The sequence below is a fragment of the Paenibacillus maysiensis genome, assembly GCF_000520815.1.
GTDB classification, from domain to species: domain Bacteria; phylum Bacillota; class Bacilli; order Paenibacillales; family Paenibacillaceae; genus Paenibacillus; species Paenibacillus maysiensis.
The window spans coordinates 1-15,785 of record NZ_ASRY01000277.1; the positions used below are offsets into that span (position 1 = coordinate 1).

Sequence of the window (15,785 nt, forward strand, 5' to 3'; positions counted from 1 at the left end):
GCAGGGCTATTGTCCGGTCCCTCTCTGCAAGCTGCTCGCGGAGATTGACAACCTCCTTAATCGCACCATCTAACTCGCTGTCAGACCTGCGTGCCTGGCGTTTTAACTCTCCTATACGTGTAACTGAGGACTCTAACTGCTGCTGGAGTGAGTCTACCAGGCCAAACACCTCATAAATCGCTTCTACCAGTTTCGGGTGATGTGGACCACCCTTGGTCAGCAGCGTAAGTGTATCTTTTAAAGTTGGTGTATTACTCACCTTTACCGCCTCCTTGGAATACTCTGTCCGTCAGATTTACCCATATAACAGCCCCTTGTGGATGCTTATAAGGTATAGGCTCCGGGTAAATGACTGGATCTTGCATTACCCATGCATAAGGTGTTTTGTAATCTATATCTGAATAATCTACATGGTGCCTATCTTTATTAGCAGCCCATTCATACATTGTAAGTGGAATGCAACCCACAAGCTCTGCTGTGCCATATACAAAGCCGCTGCCGCTCTTGATAATGCCGATGGTGCCGCGTTTATGAGTGCGACTCCCGCGAATCTCCCACGGCTTGAATCCCGACAGAACCATATCCGCCCATTTAGGCTTAATGATTAGTCCATCCAAATCAGTTCCCTCCTTGGGAAGCAGACTGTACAAATGCTTGATCAGAATGACCTTTTATATCCTCAAGATGCAGATATCCGTAAACCTGAGCCATAGCGTCTTTTATTTCGACCTTAACTCTGCCGACCCAATCCTTGTACAGCTCGGGTTCAAGTAGCCCGTCACGCACCATGCCGGATACAACATCAATCTTTGCTAAATGGTCCCTGATCTCTATAGCAGCCATTTTTGATTGATTACGGGCATACTGAGTGATATTCAATTCGCCGTCGATTGCTTTGATGTCCGGTTTGTTCATCTGTATATCTCTCCTTTGGTATAGGGGATGCCCCTAAAATAGTGTTAGACGTAACAGCCGCAGCCGCCTATATCCAACAAATCTATTTGCAGACCCAAACCGCTGTCCCACTCTCCTCGCAGCTCTCGTAAGGTCAGAGTATGCTCTACACCTCTTACTGTCCTGGTTAGGATGGTTACGTCTGTCCGGCCTAGATAAGCTTGCATTTCCAACTCTTTTGCCTCGTGGTACAGGTACAGGTCTCTATTATTTTTTAGAAGATTTATAAAATGGCCTTGCCCTCCACGGACACAGAATCCCCCGCAGTTGTTATGTGAAAATCCCATATCATATAGTCGCGGAACTTTGATCCCGTAACGTTTAAGGTCATTCAACATATCTGTTTTGTACAAGTAGGGCTGCTCTGTCATGGGCGCTATGACTCGGTATGGACTCCAACCGCGCTCTATGGCCGGTACACGATGTGACTCTGTCCAATCAATTCCCACGTAGATTAGTGCCTCATGCGGCTTGTACCGGGCCTTGACCCAGTTCCGCGAAAGCTTCTGCTTTAACTCCTCGCTGCATTGTGCCACCCGGCTGTTACCAATCCACTTTCGATCATAAAATACCTTCCACGGATCTCGTCCATCCTGTATCCAGTGAAGCGCAGGAATCCGTTTCATGGCCTCTCCAGCCAAGTCCAACAGATATTCCCGTCGATGATCAATTGGTACATCGCCCACATCTGGAATGCTGTCACATTTATCAATAAGATCAACTGGTTTCGGCAAATCGTATATGAAAGCCGCTGACTCGATCATAAATCTATAAAGGTCCCGGTCCTCTATTAGCGTGTCTGTAAACAACAGCAACATATCGTCCGTCCCATCGGTGTCCGCATCTCGCTTGGCTGCCGTCATGCTGCCTACACCACCGCTAAAGCTGTGTATGCGTATAATGTGTCTCTCCCCCTTATGGAGGGCCAGCCTCCTAATTGATCATCTTCCCTACTGGATTATTAAAATTCTTTCCATCTTCATACCCCTGAGCCAGAGCTTCGGGATCACCCATTCTATTTATGGTAGTAGGCTTAGGATTTTTCCAACCTGCACTTTCATAGGCAGCTTCAACAACCTCGTGCCTAACAAGCACCAACGATAAACTTTCTTTAGCAATTTGCTCTTTAAATTTTTCGTGTAACCCTTGCAAAAATCCAGTAATATAATCGTTTTTTATTGCATTTGCTTCTCTTCTTGACGATGTATAGATTTCTTTTAAATAATTGCCGGAATGGTGTCTGATCGCACTTTCGGCAAATTGTTGTACTTCCACGGCTATTGACACATCATCAGGCAGACCTAGAAATCCAATAGCGTAACCACTTTGGGTATAGCTATAGCATCTAAAGTTTTTAGCCACAATCCCTGCCAAACGCTTCTCCCACCACTGGACCCGTGATTTACGAATAGATTTCTTAGTGGCTTCCGGTGCCACTTCTTGTTCTTTTTTGACGTCAGCCGTGGCGAGACCGTGCTTTAGCATAAGACGCTGTGCCAAGAGCATTGCGGCCTGAGCTTCTTCAACATTACTGTTATTTTCTGCTAGTTTAAAAGCCTTCTGAATTTTACGGATTGCATCTTGCATTCCCATGCCCCTCCTTCTTGTCCCCTATGGGGCTAAACTGTGCGGTTATTTCTGAACCACGTCCGACCTTCATCCGTGTTTAAAAATGCTTCCGCCTTCTTGGTATGGTCTATCCGCCGAACCAGTCCTTTTTCTTTCAACTTAGATACTGAACAAAATCCCCGAAAACCACCGTTTTGGTCATGAACCTCGTATGTTCCAGCTCCAAACTTGAAGCCCGTTGCCCAACAAACTATTTTTAGTTGCATATCCATGTGTTTGTCCTCTCTGCCCTTGGGGGCTTGACTTACGCTTTGTTCAAATCGTTAATTTTTGGTATAATTTGCTTAAAGGGGCTGATCAAATGGGATTCATGCTTATTCTTTTTGCAATTATTTTTTTCGCACTTGGTATTTTAAGTAAACGAAATCCCACTTGGGGATGGCGTGCAAGCGAAGCGTGGAAGATAAAAGGTGACTCAGAACCAAGCGACGCTTACATTGATGACATGAAATTTAGAGGCTCTGTATCTATACTCATAGGCTCCTTCTTTTTAGCATGTGGGCTTTTGGTTATCTTCCTATAAGCTCTGCTATCTGTTATCAATCATCAAAATACCCATATCCAAAAGGCACTTGCTGTTTAGCTGTAACTCCTAAAATATCGTTCATCATATTTTCAAATACAGAAATCTGTTTTTCGTCCATAGCTTCCAGCAAGCGAACCTCTTTGATCTTCAATGAGCGCCCTGCCGCTGTAGTAATCAATTCCATTACAGGTTTTATGGATTCTAGGCGCTCTCTCTTCTCGGCTTCCACACGCTGCCGCGCCGCCTGCTTGCGGTTGTGCTCTTCCCAATCTTGTTCGTCAAACCAGAATCTAGGACCGTAAATCAAAGAGTATGTGCTTATCCATCCTTGAAGTTCTTCCTCGTTTGTCTGGATACGATCATGACAGGTATCGCAGACACGCATGGCATTTGTCTTTACACCGCGTCCGCTTCTGCCTCTTGGCATAACGTGATGGGTTTGAGTGGATTTACGACCACACCCACATTGGCAGAGGCCTTGTGTTTCTTCTATTAATTCAGTAACTACTCCTGGCGGAAATTCGGCTCGGTCAGCCCGAGAAGGACGTGACTGATGGTGAGCAAGAATATCCTTCTTCCATTCTGGAATCAGCTTTTTGCTTTTCTTACGCTGTCCAAGGCTGCTGAACGATTTCTTTTCTTTGACTTTTTTCTCCGGTTTCCAGAATGTTTGATGAGACATTCCCCTCGCCACCTTTCCAACAATTTGAATTCGTTTTCCCTTTGCTTATGCTTATATTTTGTACCTAATCCTCTACGGCTCCACTGCGGATTTCAGAGGTTCAAGCAGCCCTGCTTCTTCTAAAACGGAATAGTGAATATGCCTTTCTTTCGTTGTTACATGATTCCCACTTATCGTATGGGCGGCATAGAAGGCTACGGCCTGCTGCACTTCGATAGGCTCTTCATCAAGCTTGTTCAAGTCGAGCTTTTTCACGAACTACTCTCCCTTGTAAGGCGATTATATTTTTCTTCAAAGCCATGCTTTATTTCGGGTGGTAGAGTACCAATAGCATCACCCCAAATATTTAATAATTCGTTGTTATGAGAATTATTTTTCTGTATCTCCGCGTAACGTTCAGATAATGCCGTGGTGAACTCATCTGCTTCTTGCTCCGTCACAACTCATCCCCTCCTGCATTTTTTTAGTTCCAGTACAGCGTTACTCGTTCCAATACAATGTTAAAGTCACTCTTAATAAGGAGATTGGTTATAAACTGTTCGGGCATCCTCAATGCTTTTGAAGTCAAACTCTTGATAGATTGACCTTACTAGTTTTCTGGTCTGATCTTCGCTATAACCCAGCTTCTTGGCACCGAGAATTGCGTATCCCAAGCAAGCATTGTTATTCCATTCATCACCGCCAAAGAACTGAGCCGCCTTATACCCAGCCTGATAGGCTTGTCCAAAAAGCTTCTCAGCTTGATCCAACAATGTTATTTGCTCAGGGGTTAGAGATGCAGGAAGAGACTTTTCCAATTCTCTCCGTAAGACCGCTACCATACTGTGATTTTTCATAACATTCTACCTCCATTACGTTCAGGAAAAGTTTCCTGATCTTATTTGGCTTGTGCCAACCTCACCGGATGATCCCGGTGAACGCTCTGAGCTTAATGACCTGTTTATACTCGCTCAGACGAGTTTTTAATTCTTTGATCCAAATTGTGAGTAGGATGAAACTCCACTCAAATTCCCAAAACCCATCTTGCCAGAATACCCATTGCTTGTATGTTTTTCTCATGAAAATATACCTCCATTAAATTCGATATCGTATTTCGAATATTTATTGCTTGTCCTAACAATATACGATATCGAATATTAAGTCAATATGCCTTGCTAAAAATTATTCGTTATCGTATAATTCGGCTGAGAGGTGAAGTACATTGCTTAAAGTGAAACCGAATTTGCTGCCTTTATTAAAAAAGAAAGGTATCATTCAATTGCAATTGTCTGAAATGACTGGAATTCCACAGGGTTCAATAAGTAGATTTGATAAAAATAGTCGCCATGAATCTTGGCATTTATTTGCTATCGCTAAGGCACTGGACGTTATGATTGAAGATTTGTTTATTACTGAGGAGCAAGAGGATTAAGGACCTCTATGCTCCTTTTGTTTTCCTCTTAGATCGGGTTTAGCAACCTTTCGAGTCGAATGACTTCTTTCTGAAGGTACTGAATCAAATCAGCTGCTTCTTCCAGCGCCATGAGCTTCCAGTCATAGGCCATATCTGATACCTGGTCTATGGTGGTTCCATACTTCTTGAGGCCTTTCTCATTTTGTTTGTCCAGCAATTCTATGATCCGTTGCGTTACTTCTGGACGTTCAATTTCATTTTGAGAGTGCTTCATTTAATCGCCTCCTCCGTTTCCGGCAGAATAAGCATATCTCCGTCAAACTTCAACTCCGCCTGATTAGGATCATTAACTGGCCCCCAATGGTTATTCGCTTGCATGATGCGGACAATATCAGCCGCATATGTTTCGTCGGTGTTAACTACCAGATAGGTATTTAAAGCTGGCTTCCCATTCATATGTCGCATCTCTTGAATTTTCCACAGAATACGGGACAGCTCTCTTTTATCCCGATCATCAAGATAATTCTCAGCATCCTCATTTTTGATTACGGTGAATTTGACTTTCATTCCGACCAGTTCTGACATTTTTCCTCTCTCCTTCTGCTTGTTTTAAAAGTTTATTGATAGCTCGTTTCCGATCCGCTTTTTCTTTCTTAAACTGCTGGATCGGAATGAATTCTCCTCGTTTTTTAATGAGTATATCTATGGGTAAAGTCGGATATTTTGCTTGGAATAATTTCAGCTTGACACGGAATGTCGATGTCTCCACACCCTTAATATCTATTACTCGCTGAGTATCGTCCAATTCAGTCACCAGAAAATCAGCAATGTAGGTAACTTTCGGTTTCTCCTGTAGTATAAATACAGGGTGGCACTTGAAGTCTTTGATTTCTCCATACTTGCGCTGCCGAAGGAGTTCTTGGCAATACTCTCCTTCTGCTTTGCTATCAAAGAGAGTGCCTATCACATCTAGTTCGTACCTTTTTACGATCCATTCCTCAAATAACGTTCCGTCCTCCGTGACAATGACCTTTTTGGCATTATATTTACTCATGAATCTACCGTCCTATACGGCAGCACCACATGGACGCTTTGCTTGTCCTCTCTACTTAAAAAGAAAATAGGCTGCATTTTCCCAGAAAAGATCAGCATTACTCTCTCTCCATCCAAAGCTTTCAGAGCGTCCATTGCATATTTGGCATTCAAAGAGATTATAAAGTTCTGACCAGTAAAATTGATAGGAACAATACTTTCACTCGCTTTGCCCGTTTGCTTACCTTTACCTCGAATGCTTACTTCCTTTTCGGCAATGTCAAGTCTAATCATATTGCTCTTTTCTTCTTTTGCTAGAGTATAGATAAGTTCAATGGAATCCAAGAATTCCTGTTTATTTACCTCGACTTTTGTAATACCTTCAGGAACAGCACTCATCCGCTGCGTGTCTGGATAGACACCTTCCAGAACACGAGAATAAAATGTGAACCTCTCCGTCCGTGCAAATGCATATACCACTTGACCATCATCAGACTTTGAGAATCCGAATTCTACATTATCCTTATCTGTTATGATCTTTTGAAGCTCCACAAGTCCTCTTGCTTCAATTACGGCATTTCCGAACTCGCCTGACACAATTTCCTTTTCGGTTTTTGATAGCCGATGCCGATTAGTAGCTTGCATTCCTACTTTCCCATCTTTGAGATAAACATTGGCTCCTGTGATGATCGGCATATCTTTCCCATCTATATTTGCTGCAAAAACAACCTTTTTGAATAATCCCTTCAAGTCTTTTCCTGTAATTTCGATATGCTCGTTCTCAATAATAGTAGGCGGTGAGGGGAACTCTTCTGGATCTAACCCGGCCATTTCAATTTCTTTATTCCGAGACGTGATAATCACATTCATGCCATCTTTAGACTCTATCCGAACCTCGCCATTTATTTTCTTGAGCATTTCTAAGAACAATTTAGGCAAAACTATCTTTCCATCTCGTTCTATTTGAACATGTTCCTCGAAAATATATGACTGTATCGTTGCTCTATCATCAGTTCCTGTCACAGTTAAGCCCTCTTGATTGGCTTCGATTAAGAAACAACCAAGTATTGGCATGATACTTTTAGCTGAAATAGCCTTACTGGCATCTTCCAAGGCTTCAACCAGTAATGCGCTGTCCACTACTATATTCATAAGGTTTGATCTCCTTTTTCGCATTAGGATTGCACTCCGGGCAAGGTCCCAGCATTACTATGGAGCCTTTGAACTGATAAGCCACCTTACTGCCGCTGCAAGTTCTACACATACCCTTAATCCCTCCGTCTATTTCTACCACCCACCGGCAGTATTTTTACAAATGGTTCGATACGCTCAATGATCCGAGCCGCCTTTTTGTCATTCTGTTCACTCGGCTTGCTGTCTTTCACATTCGCCAAATGATGTTCCAGCTCACTCATGGTTAAATTCGATGTGTAGATGGTCGCTAAGCGTTCCATGCGTCGCTGAAGTATAGGTCCCAGGACTTCATCCCTTGTCCATGTTGTAAGGGACTCCGCTCCAATATCATCTAAAATTAAGACCGTAGTGGTCCTCAATGCGTCCAATTTGCTTTCTACGGTTTCTGTTTTGGAGCCAATGGCATCCTTTACTTCCAGCAGGAAATCAGGAACATAGACCATCAGTACGCTTACGTCACGCTTAGCCAACTCTTGGGCAATAGCTCCGACGATTCGGCTTTTGCCTACACCCATTCGACCGTAAAGGTACAAACCCTTTGTTGTTTCACCCGGTACAAATTCATCGCAAAATTTTATCGCTTCCGCAATGGCTGATAGCCGCTGTTGATCAGGCTCAATATCCTCAAAGGTTGCATTTAGGATGTGAGCAGGGATGTAATGGCTCTTGATCCTTTGACCTATTCCTTGTTCCCTTTCATGAGCGACCAGCATTGGGCATTTCCGAAGTCGGAAGACCAGTTCATCACCTTTGGTTGGACTAGGTTCCGCAACGCTTGTATGCCCCTTCTGTTCATTCTGACAAGCTTGTAACCCAGGGCATACGCTGCATTTGTCGCAATATGACAGATGCTGTGACAGGTCTCTATATCGTTTTGGTTCGGTTAGATCCTCGGTTCGATCAGGAAATTCGCTTTTTAATCGCTGAACCTCAGGATGGTTTGCTAGACATTCCAGCACCGCAGCCTGTCTCTTGGCAAAACCAGCGGGTATTAATGCCTTTAGTTCTTTGCCGAAGCTCTCCATATGGCATTAACCTCCCTGTTTAGCCCTCAGTTTTGCAAGCATGCTTTGAATGTCCGACTCGGTGTATTCGCTTGGTGGCACATCTATTTGTGACTCAGGCTTACAAGGCAAAGCACTTTCGGTCCTCTCCCCCTTACCAATATCTTCTCGTAAGGCGTGTAAGGAGAAAATAATAGTCGCACAGTAACTCAGACTACGTATCCCATCGCGCTTATGCTTAGGTTTAAATTTGTCAAAGGACTGATCAATTCCGTCCAAAGCGGTTTGAAGCGGTACACCAGCGGCTAGCAATTCATCAATGCTCGTTTCGTCGGCTGATGTAATGTATAATCCTTTCCCCCTGCGCTGTAGGTACTTGTTGGCAACGGCGTTGTGATAGTCAATATCCGAAGATGATATTTTGTCCTGTTCAGAGTCGGCATCTGTTTCAGGAGCGGCAGGAACGGCATCCTGTCGGGTGAACGGTATCCCCTCATCTTCGGATTTGATTTCAGTCTCGGTCGTTAAACAACAACTACTTTCTTTTTCTTTAGTCTTACTTCTTACTTCTAGGGGCGTGACATCGCCGGGACTGTCCGGGACATTTCCGGGACTAGGTTCACCAAGTTGCAGTTTTTTGCGTTTGGCCCTTTGTTCAGCCTTTCTTTTTCGCTCATACTCTCGCACTTTTTCAAGAGATTCGGTGTTTTGATGCTTTTCCCAATTAGGAAGAAAGAAAGCGCCTTGTTCAGATATTTCCAACATTCCGAATCTCTCAAAAATTGATAGAGCCATTTTTATAACTGGAAGCGGCCTCTTAATCACTGAAATCAGCATATCCTCCGTATAAGGAATAGATTCCGTTAACATGATGTAACCGCCCATATTTGATCTTCCTGTCATAGTCATTAGCTTGAGCCATATAACAATGATCGTGTCAGCCTCGGGCATGTCTTCGATAATCTTTATTTTTTCATCATCAAACATACCTGTACTGAGCTTGATCCATTTAATTTCAGCCATTTTCTTCACCTAACTGTACTGTAAACTTGGTCAACCATATCTCCCCCTGACTGATCCATCTGCAAAATTGACCTTCATTTTCAATTTGAGTGCATGAATAGTTTCTCTGAGGCTTGAAAATTCATTTCTGTACTTCATAGATCTCCCATACGCCTCTGCTTCAATCATTCGTATCTCTATCGTTTCAAGCTCTGCCCGTTCTTTCTTAGGCCTTGATGCATTTATATAGGCTTTTGCATACTCCATATCCCTTTGAACATGTATCAGTTTATATTGCCTGTCACATTCCCCTGATACTTCTCCAATTAGTTCATGACATTGTGTAAGCAGTTCTATTTTTTTAAGGAGAGCTGCCGGATTATCCTCCGACAACTCACTTGCCAACTCTTTTAATCTATCAATGTCTTTAAAATAAGGTTCAAGTTCCAAACCGGATCACTCCGCCCTAAAATTAGCAATCGCTATTTTCGTAATAGAGGTCTATTTCATCCTCATCAATGACCAACTTAGAACCATGAGCATAAATCTTGAATAAATCCTCTGCGATTCCATGCAAGCCGTACATCATATCTTTTGATTTAATTTCACGATCATCTATTTTCAGACAGAATAATGTACCATCATCGCGAACAAGCATTCCATATTTGCATTGATACTTACCCTTATCCGGTTCTGGATCAAGGTAAATCCATGTGCTATAGTCCTTGTCTATATGAAGAGAGAACTCATCACTATCGTCATATTCGTTATCTTCGTTTCCACTTTCTTTCCAGCCGTTAATAAGTTCTGATAGTTTATACTCTGGCTTTACATCAGAAAGCATTCTATCCATTTGTTCCTTTAACTTTTCCACGCCCTGTACATGAGTAATTTCATCCAGTTTTTCTTTAATAACTTGCGTAATCAATGTGTTATAAGACGGTAAATCCAACGCACCGAGATTGATAGAAAAATGTTGTTTCACATGTTCTTTTAACTGTTTTCCAAAATCTCCATAGCTACTGAAAATATCATCCACAATGGATTCGATTGTTTTTTCGAGCTTATTTCGGACGATTTGTTCAATTAACCCCTCACTATGAATGTTTGCCAAAGCTTCGTTTACCATACTATTCAAATTCATATTTGTTCACTCCTATTTTCATTTTTTCGATTACGTGATATACTGCCGTTGAATTGTTTGTTAAATGATCGTGTTGGTAGCACGATTGTTGGTCAGGGCTTCTCTGTTTTTTCTTTTGCGGTATAACTTACGGCAATAGTAATTACAGAAAAGTCCTTCTTCATTTGGAATGGGGTGTTTCTGACCTTCGAATATCTCTTTACCACAATGATTGCAGCAACCTATTCCTTTACCGGATATCTTGTATCCTGATGGCTTAGAAGTTTCTAGCCCTTCATATTCTTCGTTTTTAAATTGCTCCAGCTCACTTAATTGAGCAGTAAGCAAATCTATTTGAGCATGAATTTCGTCATTCGGTAATCCAAATTTAACAGCGTCAATACTATCCTCATACAACTCCCGTAATTGCGCTCTTAACGCCCTACTTTCTTTATGATTGTCCAACTCTCTCAGCTCCATATCTCCGCTTCAAGTTCGGATATTTTAACATTCAGTTGTCTAGCTTGTTCATTTAGCGGCTTCATTTTTTGCCTGCTTACCGCAGCACTCCACGGACCGTTCAAAACGGCATATTGAGTTTTATACAAGGCCTGTAACTTCTGCTCCGTAAGGTCTTTTTCCCGTTGAAGTGCAAGCTTAGTTTTGTCCTGATCGGATAACATTGGCTCCAATAGCTCCATATCTACTGCGTGTAAACTGTTCAAAACGCGGTAGATTTTCAACGCTGCAAATATCAGGCTTTCAGCCTCTTTATTTACGTTAAATTTTTCTCCTTCATCGGTTACTACTGGTATTACATAAATTTCTTTAGTAGGACTGCTCATGATGCTTTATTTCCCCCCTCCGAATATTGCGTACGATAATTGCATGCTGCAAAGGGTTGCTGAACCATAAACGAGCCAGCTCTGGAAGAGTCATAACCGATCACTCCTTTAGATATAGTCTTCTGGACGAAAATCTTGGACAAAGTAAATTGCATCGGCGTAATCTATACGCCGGATGTGGCTGTACTTTGCTACGCTGAACATGATTTTCAGCTTGCTCCAGATCATGCGCCGGTATTTACCGACCGTCTCATTAAACTTTCCGTCAGTTTCCTGGTAACGGTCTTTCGTGAGTGCATTGGATCTTATTCTTACTGCATCCTGTAACTGATAGCATTCAGCATCTGTAAGCGTCACGCTATCCCGAACCTCCTGAACCATCATCTGAACTTCTTCCACTTTCTCGGTTACATCCAATTGCATTTGCTTGATACCGTCCACAAGGCCACGAATTGCCATGCCTTGAGCCTCTGTCAGTTGCATTTGCTTTTCGACAACAGACAAGAAATCAGGCTGTTGATTAGGGTTAATTAATGTCATTTCTCTACCGCCCTTCTACCATTTACGGCTGGTCGAATCTGTTCAACAAAGGCCTCCAGCATGTCCAAGCTTTCGGACAGCCGCTTCTTTTCAGAACTACTTGCACTACCTATTGCACCCAGCATGAATGAAGTAATTCCGACCTTTTGTAGAAACTGCTTTACATGGATGCTGACTTGAATCGTATTGCTTTCAGCCTCAAAGCGAAGTTTCTTCATCTGAGCTGCTGCCTGCTGTTCATCGAAGTCGTCCGGTTGCTGGAGCTTGATAGTCTCAAGTTCTTCCTTAGCTCTTTGATAGCCACCTCGCAACTGTTCTATTTTAAGGCGCTCAGCCTTCAAATCTTCTTTAAGCTTGCCTTTCCAGTAATCGTCACGCTGCTTGAGTTGTGCTTCAGCTTCTTTTTCCTTCTGCCGGATGAATACAGTGGTTTCTTCCTCGTGACGCTCTACTGCGGCAGACACGGCATCCTCAAGTTGATCCGCAGGAATGGCATCCTTGTACTGTCTTTGCAGTTCAAGCTTGTCCAGTTCCGCTTGCTCGGCTCTCTCCTCAGCTTCGCGGACAGCCGCTTCTAACCGCGCTTTAGTCTCCACGAACGCTCTGTGAGTGCTAATCAATCCCTCATCAAGCTGCTGGATAATCTCCGGTGTAGCATTCTCAGCGATAAATTTAGCTTTATCATATTGCCGTCCGCTGCCGAAGCCTGCTTGATCGGCTACAATGTCCCGAACCTGTCCTGTCGGATGCTCAGGAAAATTTTCCATACCCCCAGCCATACGATCTTTTGCTTTCAGGCGCTCCGCCTCTTCGAGCCGTCGCGCCCATTCAACTCGTTCGCTGAAAGTGAATTCCTTACGGTGTTCGTTCTCACTGATCTCAAGCTGAAGCTGATGCTCAAAGTCTTTGATTTCCATTACTCTTACCGTCACTTCTGAGCGGCCAAGAAACTGATGTGCTCTCAAGCGACGCTCTCCAGCAATCAATTGATAATCCGGTGTTACTACTATAGGATTAATGAGTCCGTTTTGTTCTATATCCTGGGCTAGTTCTTCAATACCGCCGAAATCTTTGCGAATGCGGTCACTGACTTTTATTTTGTTAATGTCAATTTGCAAGTTAAGTCTCCTTTCTAAAGGCTATTCATAGCTTTCATTCAAAAAGTTCTGGAACTTACTCATGAACTCTTCGAATTTTGCGGGACTACAATCATTACTATGAAAATCCAATTCAATAACTAATTGGCTTTCGACCGTCTTTGATGCAGTTCCTAACTTTGTCGATTGGTTGATGGAATATCGCGATACCGTGACACGAGTCAAAAAATTCTCCCTCTTTACAGGATGATGATAAAAAGACAAGGTTCACGCCTCCTTTAGCTCTGTCTTTGGGACCTTTCGATAAGCTCAGATCGCTCTTGCCAAAATCTCTCCACAGTTCCTAATGAATCTTCTTTTTTCAGATTGGGTAGCACAACAAGAACCTCCTTTGCTTCTACATAGATATCCTCATCAGACAAACGTTCTTTATGATATTTTCTTTTAAGTTCAAAGTGTTGGTATGATCCAACGGATATCTTTTCAATCCCTGGTCTGGTTGCCAGTTCATTGATCAAATCATTCGTGCTTACATTCTTTAAATCAGGCAGTCGTTTATTCAGTTGTTCAATATTGGGTGTAGTCATTTAGTTTTGTTCTCCTTTCTAAGTCCGATAATTAACTTTATCCTGTTCCCTTCCCCAGGCATCTAAAGCTGCGGAGCTGAACACAATCCTAGTTCCGAATCTCCTATGCGGAATTTGTTTCTTTTTACACATGTTGTAGAGCAACTTCTCCGAGATACCAAGATATTTGGCAGCTTGTTCCACATTTAATCTTTTATCTGTAGCTATATTCAATCTTTCCATTAACCGCTTTTCAGCTGCGGCAACTTGAACAGCAACAATTTCATTGATCGCTTGTTCAATAGCCGTCATACCATTGCACCCTCTCGTTCTATAACTGGAAGAATATTCTTTTGTTTAAGTAGCTCATAAATAAACAATCTTCCTTTTTGCGTCCAATAGGTATACATTTTACTCCGCGTTTCATCAATGAGTTGAGTTTTACTTTGTGTATATCCTTTATCCGCAAATTTCTGATATAACAGCCAGCAGCCGCCTTGCTTAAACTGAATACCCTCATCATGCAGAATCTCGTTTAATGATCTGGCGCTTAATCCGTAGTCTTTTGCAATTTTTGAAATTGCCACTACAGAATTGGTTTGCAGAACCAGATCGTAGTAAGTTGCTTTAGGCTTTAATTCATGAATAATTTGTTCCTTTTGTGCATTCTGTAGTTGAAGTGCTTCGTTCTTTTCTGCTAGATCAGCAGCGAGTCTCAATGCTTCCGGCAGAGAACGAGGAACATTGATAGCCATTTCATTCACTCGGTAATATTCATCGACCAACATTTCATAAGCTTCCCAGGCTTTATCTGTATTAAGTGACTTTGCATGCATCCATGCACCTTTTTCAGTCCATAGGTAAAGAATAGCAGCGTTTTTTGAACCATCGTCAATTTGCGTATGGTTCAAAAATTCACGTTTCTCCTGCCCTGCAAGTCCAATGAAATGCTTGCTCTCAATGTAACGATCTTTATTACGATTATAGTTTTCTGAAATCCGACGAGTATCAGTTCTATACGACTCAGCTAGTTGCGACGTTGTTAACACTCGTTGATTCCTGTAATCAATAGCTTCAATTACATTCATTCAGTCACCTCAATTTCGATGCCCAGTATTTCAGCAATTATAGGCTTTTGTTTCTTTCCTTCGCGGGTTCCCTTAAAGATTTCTGATACATAGGTCGAGGACACCCCTAATTCTTTTGCAATATGAATCATCTTAATATTCCTTTGAAGCATGATTTTTCTTGCTTCTATGCCGAATTCAGTGTAATTGGTCAAATTGGCTTTCTCTCCTTTCTAATTGTTTGTTGAATAATCAGCTTAATTATTGACATTCGACTGAAAATAAACTAATATCTTTAAAGAAGGCAACATCAAATTCAATCGTTGGGGAACGATTTTTTAAATATGGGTTATATACCCTCTGTTTTTTTGTTGTCTTTTTTGCCAATAATCAAGCTTTGTCTCAATATTAACTGATTATTTACGAATGGTCAACATTTATTTCGTATTTATACAGTCATTTATGAAGGAGTGTTGTGATCGTGTCCATAGTCGAAAATATAAAGTCGGCTTGCGTAACGAAAGGTATATCTATTCCAAAATTGGAGAAGGAATTGGGTTTTGGAAGAGGATCTATATACAACTGGGAAAAGAGTTCTCCTTCAATCGACAAAATAGAAAAAGTCGCAAATTACTTCCGCTTATCCATTGACGAACTGGTAGGCAGAGGAGATTTTTATGGCATTGGATGGATATTAAAAAAGGAACGGGAAGAAAAAGGTGTAAGTTTAGAGAAACTTGCAAAATCTTTAGCCCTTGAAATTGATGATCTGGAACAATATGAGTTAGGAGGTAGACCGATGAGCGTAGGAACTGCCTCTCTTATTTCAGATGAATTGGGTATTTCCCTTTCTGAATTATTGGAAAAGCATAGCTACTATGAAATGACTAATGCGGATGAAATTCCAGTTAATTCCTCGTTGAGTTCAGTGCCTGATTGGGCTTCCCCCAAGGATATTCGAGATTTTAAGACAATGTTGGAGGAAGACGGACCGATAATGTTTGATGGAGTACCAATCTCAAATGATGACAAAGAAAGAATAAAGCGAGTCATGGAGGCTATGTTCTGGGACATAAAAGCCAAAAACAAAAAGACCTATGGCCGTAAGAAAAAAGACGAGTAGGTGCAGCC

The 15,785-nt window shown here is 42.1% G+C and carries 29 protein-coding genes; 3 read left to right on the top strand and 26 right to left on the bottom strand.

Going from position 1 to position 15,785, the window contains the following annotated elements; translation table 11 throughout:
- The 6 genes from L696_RS28840 to L696_RS0120445 form a co-directional block, all read right to left on the bottom strand.
- On the bottom strand, window positions 1-259 hold a 259-nt coding region (locus L696_RS28840; protein ID WP_155985443.1), incomplete at its 3' end, for a hypothetical protein.
- Window positions 252-617, bottom strand: a complete 366-nt coding sequence (locus tag L696_RS0120425; protein WP_025685290.1) for an ASCH domain-containing protein — start codon at window positions 615-617, stop codon at window positions 252-254. The genes L696_RS28840 and L696_RS0120425, both read right to left, overlap by 8 nt.
- Before the next feature lies 1 nt (window position 618).
- A complete protein-coding gene (locus L696_RS0120430; RefSeq protein ID WP_025685291.1) occupies window positions 619-915 on the bottom strand; it encodes a hypothetical protein in 297 nt (98 codons plus the stop codon).
- 44 nt (window positions 916-959) lie between these two features.
- Window positions 960-1,817, bottom strand: a complete 858-nt coding sequence (locus L696_RS0120435; RefSeq protein ID WP_025685292.1) for a hypothetical protein — start codon at window positions 1,815-1,817, stop codon at window positions 960-962.
- 70 nt (window positions 1,818-1,887) lie between these two features.
- Window positions 1,888-2,541, bottom strand: coding sequence for a DUF2786 domain-containing protein (locus L696_RS0120440; RefSeq protein ID WP_025685293.1), 654 nt, complete (start codon window positions 2,539-2,541; stop codon window positions 1,888-1,890).
- Between the two features lie 32 nt (window positions 2,542-2,573).
- On the bottom strand, window positions 2,574-2,795 hold the full coding sequence (locus tag L696_RS0120445; protein WP_025683620.1) for a hypothetical protein: 222 nt from the start codon (window positions 2,793-2,795) through the stop codon (window positions 2,574-2,576).
- Window positions 2,796-2,884: 89 nt separating this feature from the next.
- Between L696_RS0120445 and L696_RS0120450 the strand changes: the two genes are divergently transcribed.
- Complete coding sequence (locus tag L696_RS0120450; RefSeq protein WP_025685294.1) at window positions 2,885-3,106, top strand: DUF6199 family natural product biosynthesis protein; 222 nt, start codon at window positions 2,885-2,887, stop codon at window positions 3,104-3,106.
- A 16-nt stretch (window positions 3,107-3,122) separates the two neighbouring features.
- On the opposite strand, the gene L696_RS0120455 is transcribed toward L696_RS0120450, so the two are convergent.
- The 4 genes from L696_RS0120455 to L696_RS0120470 all read right to left on the bottom strand — a co-directional run bounded on the left by L696_RS0120455 (window position 3,123) and on the right by L696_RS0120470 (window position 4,627).
- Window positions 3,123-3,791: an HNH endonuclease gene (locus tag L696_RS0120455; protein ID WP_025685296.1), complete on the bottom strand. Its 669-nt coding sequence runs from the start codon at window positions 3,789-3,791 to the stop codon at window positions 3,123-3,125.
- A 72-nt stretch (window positions 3,792-3,863) separates the two neighbouring features.
- Window positions 3,864-4,046 (bottom strand): hypothetical protein, encoded by a 183-nt coding sequence (locus L696_RS0120460; RefSeq protein ID WP_025685297.1) that lies wholly within the window; start codon window positions 4,044-4,046, stop codon window positions 3,864-3,866.
- Window positions 4,043-4,231: a hypothetical protein gene (locus L696_RS0120465; protein WP_025685298.1), complete on the bottom strand. Its 189-nt coding sequence runs from the start codon at window positions 4,229-4,231 to the stop codon at window positions 4,043-4,045. The genes L696_RS0120460 and L696_RS0120465 overlap by 4 nt, the downstream gene beginning before the upstream one ends.
- A gap of 72 nt (window positions 4,232-4,303) precedes the next feature.
- Window positions 4,304-4,627 carry a hypothetical protein gene (locus L696_RS0120470; protein WP_025685299.1) on the bottom strand — a complete coding sequence of 108 codons (324 nt, stop codon included), beginning with the start codon at window positions 4,625-4,627 and terminating at the stop codon, window positions 4,304-4,306.
- A gap of 365 nt (window positions 4,628-4,992) precedes the next feature.
- Between L696_RS0120470 and L696_RS0120480 the strand changes: the two genes are divergently transcribed.
- Window positions 4,993-5,202 (top strand): helix-turn-helix domain-containing protein, encoded by a 210-nt coding sequence (locus L696_RS0120480; protein ID WP_025685300.1) that lies wholly within the window; start codon window positions 4,993-4,995, stop codon window positions 5,200-5,202.
- Window positions 5,203-5,230: 28 nt separating this feature from the next.
- On the opposite strand, the gene L696_RS0120485 is transcribed toward L696_RS0120480, so the two are convergent.
- The 16 genes from L696_RS0120485 to L696_RS0120575 all read right to left on the bottom strand — a co-directional run bounded on the left by L696_RS0120485 (window position 5,231) and on the right by L696_RS0120575 (window position 14,869).
- On the bottom strand, window positions 5,231-5,458 hold the full coding sequence (locus L696_RS0120485; RefSeq protein ID WP_025685301.1) for a hypothetical protein: 228 nt from the start codon (window positions 5,456-5,458) through the stop codon (window positions 5,231-5,233).
- A complete protein-coding gene (locus tag L696_RS0120490; protein ID WP_025685302.1) occupies window positions 5,455-5,769 on the bottom strand; it encodes a hypothetical protein in 315 nt (104 codons plus the stop codon). The genes L696_RS0120485 and L696_RS0120490 overlap by 4 nt, the downstream gene beginning before the upstream one ends.
- Window positions 5,720-6,238 (bottom strand): DUF1064 domain-containing protein, encoded by a 519-nt coding sequence (locus tag L696_RS0120495; RefSeq protein WP_025685303.1) that lies wholly within the window; start codon window positions 6,236-6,238, stop codon window positions 5,720-5,722. Before L696_RS0120495 ends, L696_RS0120490 begins: the two co-directional genes overlap by 50 nt.
- The gene (gene dnaN / locus L696_RS0120500) at window positions 6,235-7,368 is read right to left on the bottom strand and encodes a DNA polymerase III subunit beta (RefSeq protein WP_025685304.1); all 1,134 of its coding nucleotides are present in this window, start codon (window positions 7,366-7,368) and stop codon (window positions 6,235-6,237) included. The genes L696_RS0120495 and dnaN overlap by 4 nt, the downstream gene beginning before the upstream one ends.
- 116 nt (window positions 7,369-7,484) lie before the next feature.
- Entirely contained in the window at window positions 7,485-8,435 is a 951-nt protein-coding gene (dnaI, locus tag L696_RS0120505) for a primosomal protein DnaI (protein WP_025685305.1), read from the bottom strand.
- A gap of 6 nt (window positions 8,436-8,441) precedes the next feature.
- Window positions 8,442-9,437 carry a phage replisome organizer N-terminal domain-containing protein gene (locus L696_RS0120510; RefSeq protein WP_025685306.1) on the bottom strand — a complete coding sequence of 332 codons (996 nt, stop codon included), beginning with the start codon at window positions 9,435-9,437 and terminating at the stop codon, window positions 8,442-8,444.
- 30 nt (window positions 9,438-9,467) lie between these two features.
- Window positions 9,468-9,866: a hypothetical protein gene (locus tag L696_RS0120515; RefSeq protein ID WP_025685307.1), complete on the bottom strand. Its 399-nt coding sequence runs from the start codon at window positions 9,864-9,866 to the stop codon at window positions 9,468-9,470.
- Window positions 9,867-9,888: 22 nt separating this feature from the next.
- Entirely contained in the window at window positions 9,889-10,560 is a 672-nt protein-coding gene (locus tag L696_RS0120520) for a hypothetical protein (protein WP_025685308.1), read from the bottom strand.
- Between the two features lie 60 nt (window positions 10,561-10,620).
- Window positions 10,621-11,004: a hypothetical protein gene (locus L696_RS0120525; protein WP_245233411.1), complete on the bottom strand. Its 384-nt coding sequence runs from the start codon at window positions 11,002-11,004 to the stop codon at window positions 10,621-10,623.
- A 5-nt stretch (window positions 11,005-11,009) separates the two neighbouring features.
- Window positions 11,010-11,384, bottom strand: coding sequence for a hypothetical protein (locus L696_RS0120530; RefSeq protein ID WP_025685310.1), 375 nt, complete (start codon window positions 11,382-11,384; stop codon window positions 11,010-11,012).
- 108 nt (window positions 11,385-11,492) lie between these two features.
- Window positions 11,493-11,924: an ORF6C domain-containing protein gene (locus L696_RS0120540; protein WP_025685311.1), complete on the bottom strand. Its 432-nt coding sequence runs from the start codon at window positions 11,922-11,924 to the stop codon at window positions 11,493-11,495.
- Complete coding sequence (locus tag L696_RS0120545) at window positions 11,921-13,042, bottom strand: ParB N-terminal domain-containing protein (protein WP_025685312.1); 1,122 nt, start codon at window positions 13,040-13,042, stop codon at window positions 11,921-11,923. Before L696_RS0120545 ends, L696_RS0120540 begins: the two co-directional genes overlap by 4 nt.
- Before the next feature lie 257 nt (window positions 13,043-13,299).
- A complete protein-coding gene (locus L696_RS0120555) occupies window positions 13,300-13,608 on the bottom strand; it encodes a hypothetical protein (RefSeq protein ID WP_025685314.1) in 309 nt (102 codons plus the stop codon).
- Between the two features lie 18 nt (window positions 13,609-13,626).
- Window positions 13,627-13,899 carry a helix-turn-helix domain-containing protein gene (locus L696_RS0120560; protein WP_025685315.1) on the bottom strand — a complete coding sequence of 91 codons (273 nt, stop codon included), beginning with the start codon at window positions 13,897-13,899 and terminating at the stop codon, window positions 13,627-13,629.
- On the bottom strand, window positions 13,896-14,675 hold the full coding sequence (locus L696_RS28845; protein ID WP_049827469.1) for a phage antirepressor KilAC domain-containing protein: 780 nt from the start codon (window positions 14,673-14,675) through the stop codon (window positions 13,896-13,898). The genes L696_RS0120560 and L696_RS28845 overlap by 4 nt, the downstream gene beginning before the upstream one ends.
- Window positions 14,672-14,869 (bottom strand): helix-turn-helix domain-containing protein, encoded by a 198-nt coding sequence (locus L696_RS0120575; protein ID WP_025685316.1) that lies wholly within the window; start codon window positions 14,867-14,869, stop codon window positions 14,672-14,674. The genes L696_RS28845 and L696_RS0120575 overlap by 4 nt, the downstream gene beginning before the upstream one ends.
- A gap of 266 nt (window positions 14,870-15,135) precedes the next feature.
- Between L696_RS0120575 and L696_RS0120580 the strand changes: the two genes are divergently transcribed.
- Window positions 15,136-15,777 carry a helix-turn-helix transcriptional regulator gene (locus tag L696_RS0120580; protein WP_025685317.1) on the top strand — a complete coding sequence of 214 codons (642 nt, stop codon included), beginning with the start codon at window positions 15,136-15,138 and terminating at the stop codon, window positions 15,775-15,777.
- The last annotated feature ends 8 nt before the right edge of the window (window positions 15,778-15,785 follow it).

Coding starts and splice junctions, on each gene's coding strand:
- L696_RS0120430 (WP_025685291.1), bottom strand. CDS start 915: ATGAACAAACCGGACATCAAAGCAATCGACGGCGAATTGAATATCACT.
- L696_RS0120435 (WP_025685292.1), bottom strand. CDS start 1,817: ATGACGGCAGCCAAGCGAGATGCGGACACCGATGGGACGGACGATATG.
- L696_RS0120440 (WP_025685293.1), bottom strand. CDS start 2,541: ATGCAAGATGCAATCCGTAAAATTCAGAAGGCTTTTAAACTAGCAGAA.
- L696_RS0120445 (WP_025683620.1), bottom strand. CDS start 2,795: ATGGATATGCAACTAAAAATAGTTTGTTGGGCAACGGGCTTCAAGTTT.
- L696_RS0120450 (WP_025685294.1), top strand. CDS start 2,885: ATGGGATTCATGCTTATTCTTTTTGCAATTATTTTTTTCGCACTTGGT.
- L696_RS0120455 (WP_025685296.1), bottom strand. CDS start 3,791: ATGTCTCATCAAACATTCTGGAAACCGGAGAAAAAAGTCAAAGAAAAG.
- L696_RS0120470 (WP_025685299.1), bottom strand. CDS start 4,627: ATGAAAAATCACAGTATGGTAGCGGTCTTACGGAGAGAATTGGAAAAG.
- L696_RS0120485 (WP_025685301.1), bottom strand. CDS start 5,458: ATGAAGCACTCTCAAAATGAAATTGAACGTCCAGAAGTAACGCAACGG.
- L696_RS0120490 (WP_025685302.1), bottom strand. CDS start 5,769: ATGTCAGAACTGGTCGGAATGAAAGTCAAATTCACCGTAATCAAAAAT.
- L696_RS0120495 (WP_025685303.1), bottom strand. CDS start 6,238: ATGAGTAAATATAATGCCAAAAAGGTCATTGTCACGGAGGACGGAACG.
- dnaN (WP_025685304.1), bottom strand. CDS start 7,368: ATGAATATAGTAGTGGACAGCGCATTACTGGTTGAAGCCTTGGAAGAT.
- dnaI (WP_025685305.1), bottom strand. CDS start 8,435: ATGGAGAGCTTCGGCAAAGAACTAAAGGCATTAATACCCGCTGGTTTT.
- L696_RS0120510 (WP_025685306.1), bottom strand. CDS start 9,437: ATGGCTGAAATTAAATGGATCAAGCTCAGTACAGGTATGTTTGATGAT.
- L696_RS0120520 (WP_025685308.1), bottom strand. CDS start 10,560: ATGAATTTGAATAGTATGGTAAACGAAGCTTTGGCAAACATTCATAGT.
- L696_RS0120530 (WP_025685310.1), bottom strand. CDS start 11,384: ATGAGCAGTCCTACTAAAGAAATTTATGTAATACCAGTAGTAACCGAT.
- L696_RS0120540 (WP_025685311.1), bottom strand. CDS start 11,924: ATGACATTAATTAACCCTAATCAACAGCCTGATTTCTTGTCTGTTGTC.
- L696_RS0120555 (WP_025685314.1), bottom strand. CDS start 13,608: ATGACTACACCCAATATTGAACAACTGAATAAACGACTGCCTGATTTA.
- L696_RS0120560 (WP_025685315.1), bottom strand. CDS start 13,899: ATGACGGCTATTGAACAAGCGATCAATGAAATTGTTGCTGTTCAAGTT.
- L696_RS28845 (WP_049827469.1), bottom strand. CDS start 14,675: ATGAATGTAATTGAAGCTATTGATTACAGGAATCAACGAGTGTTAACA.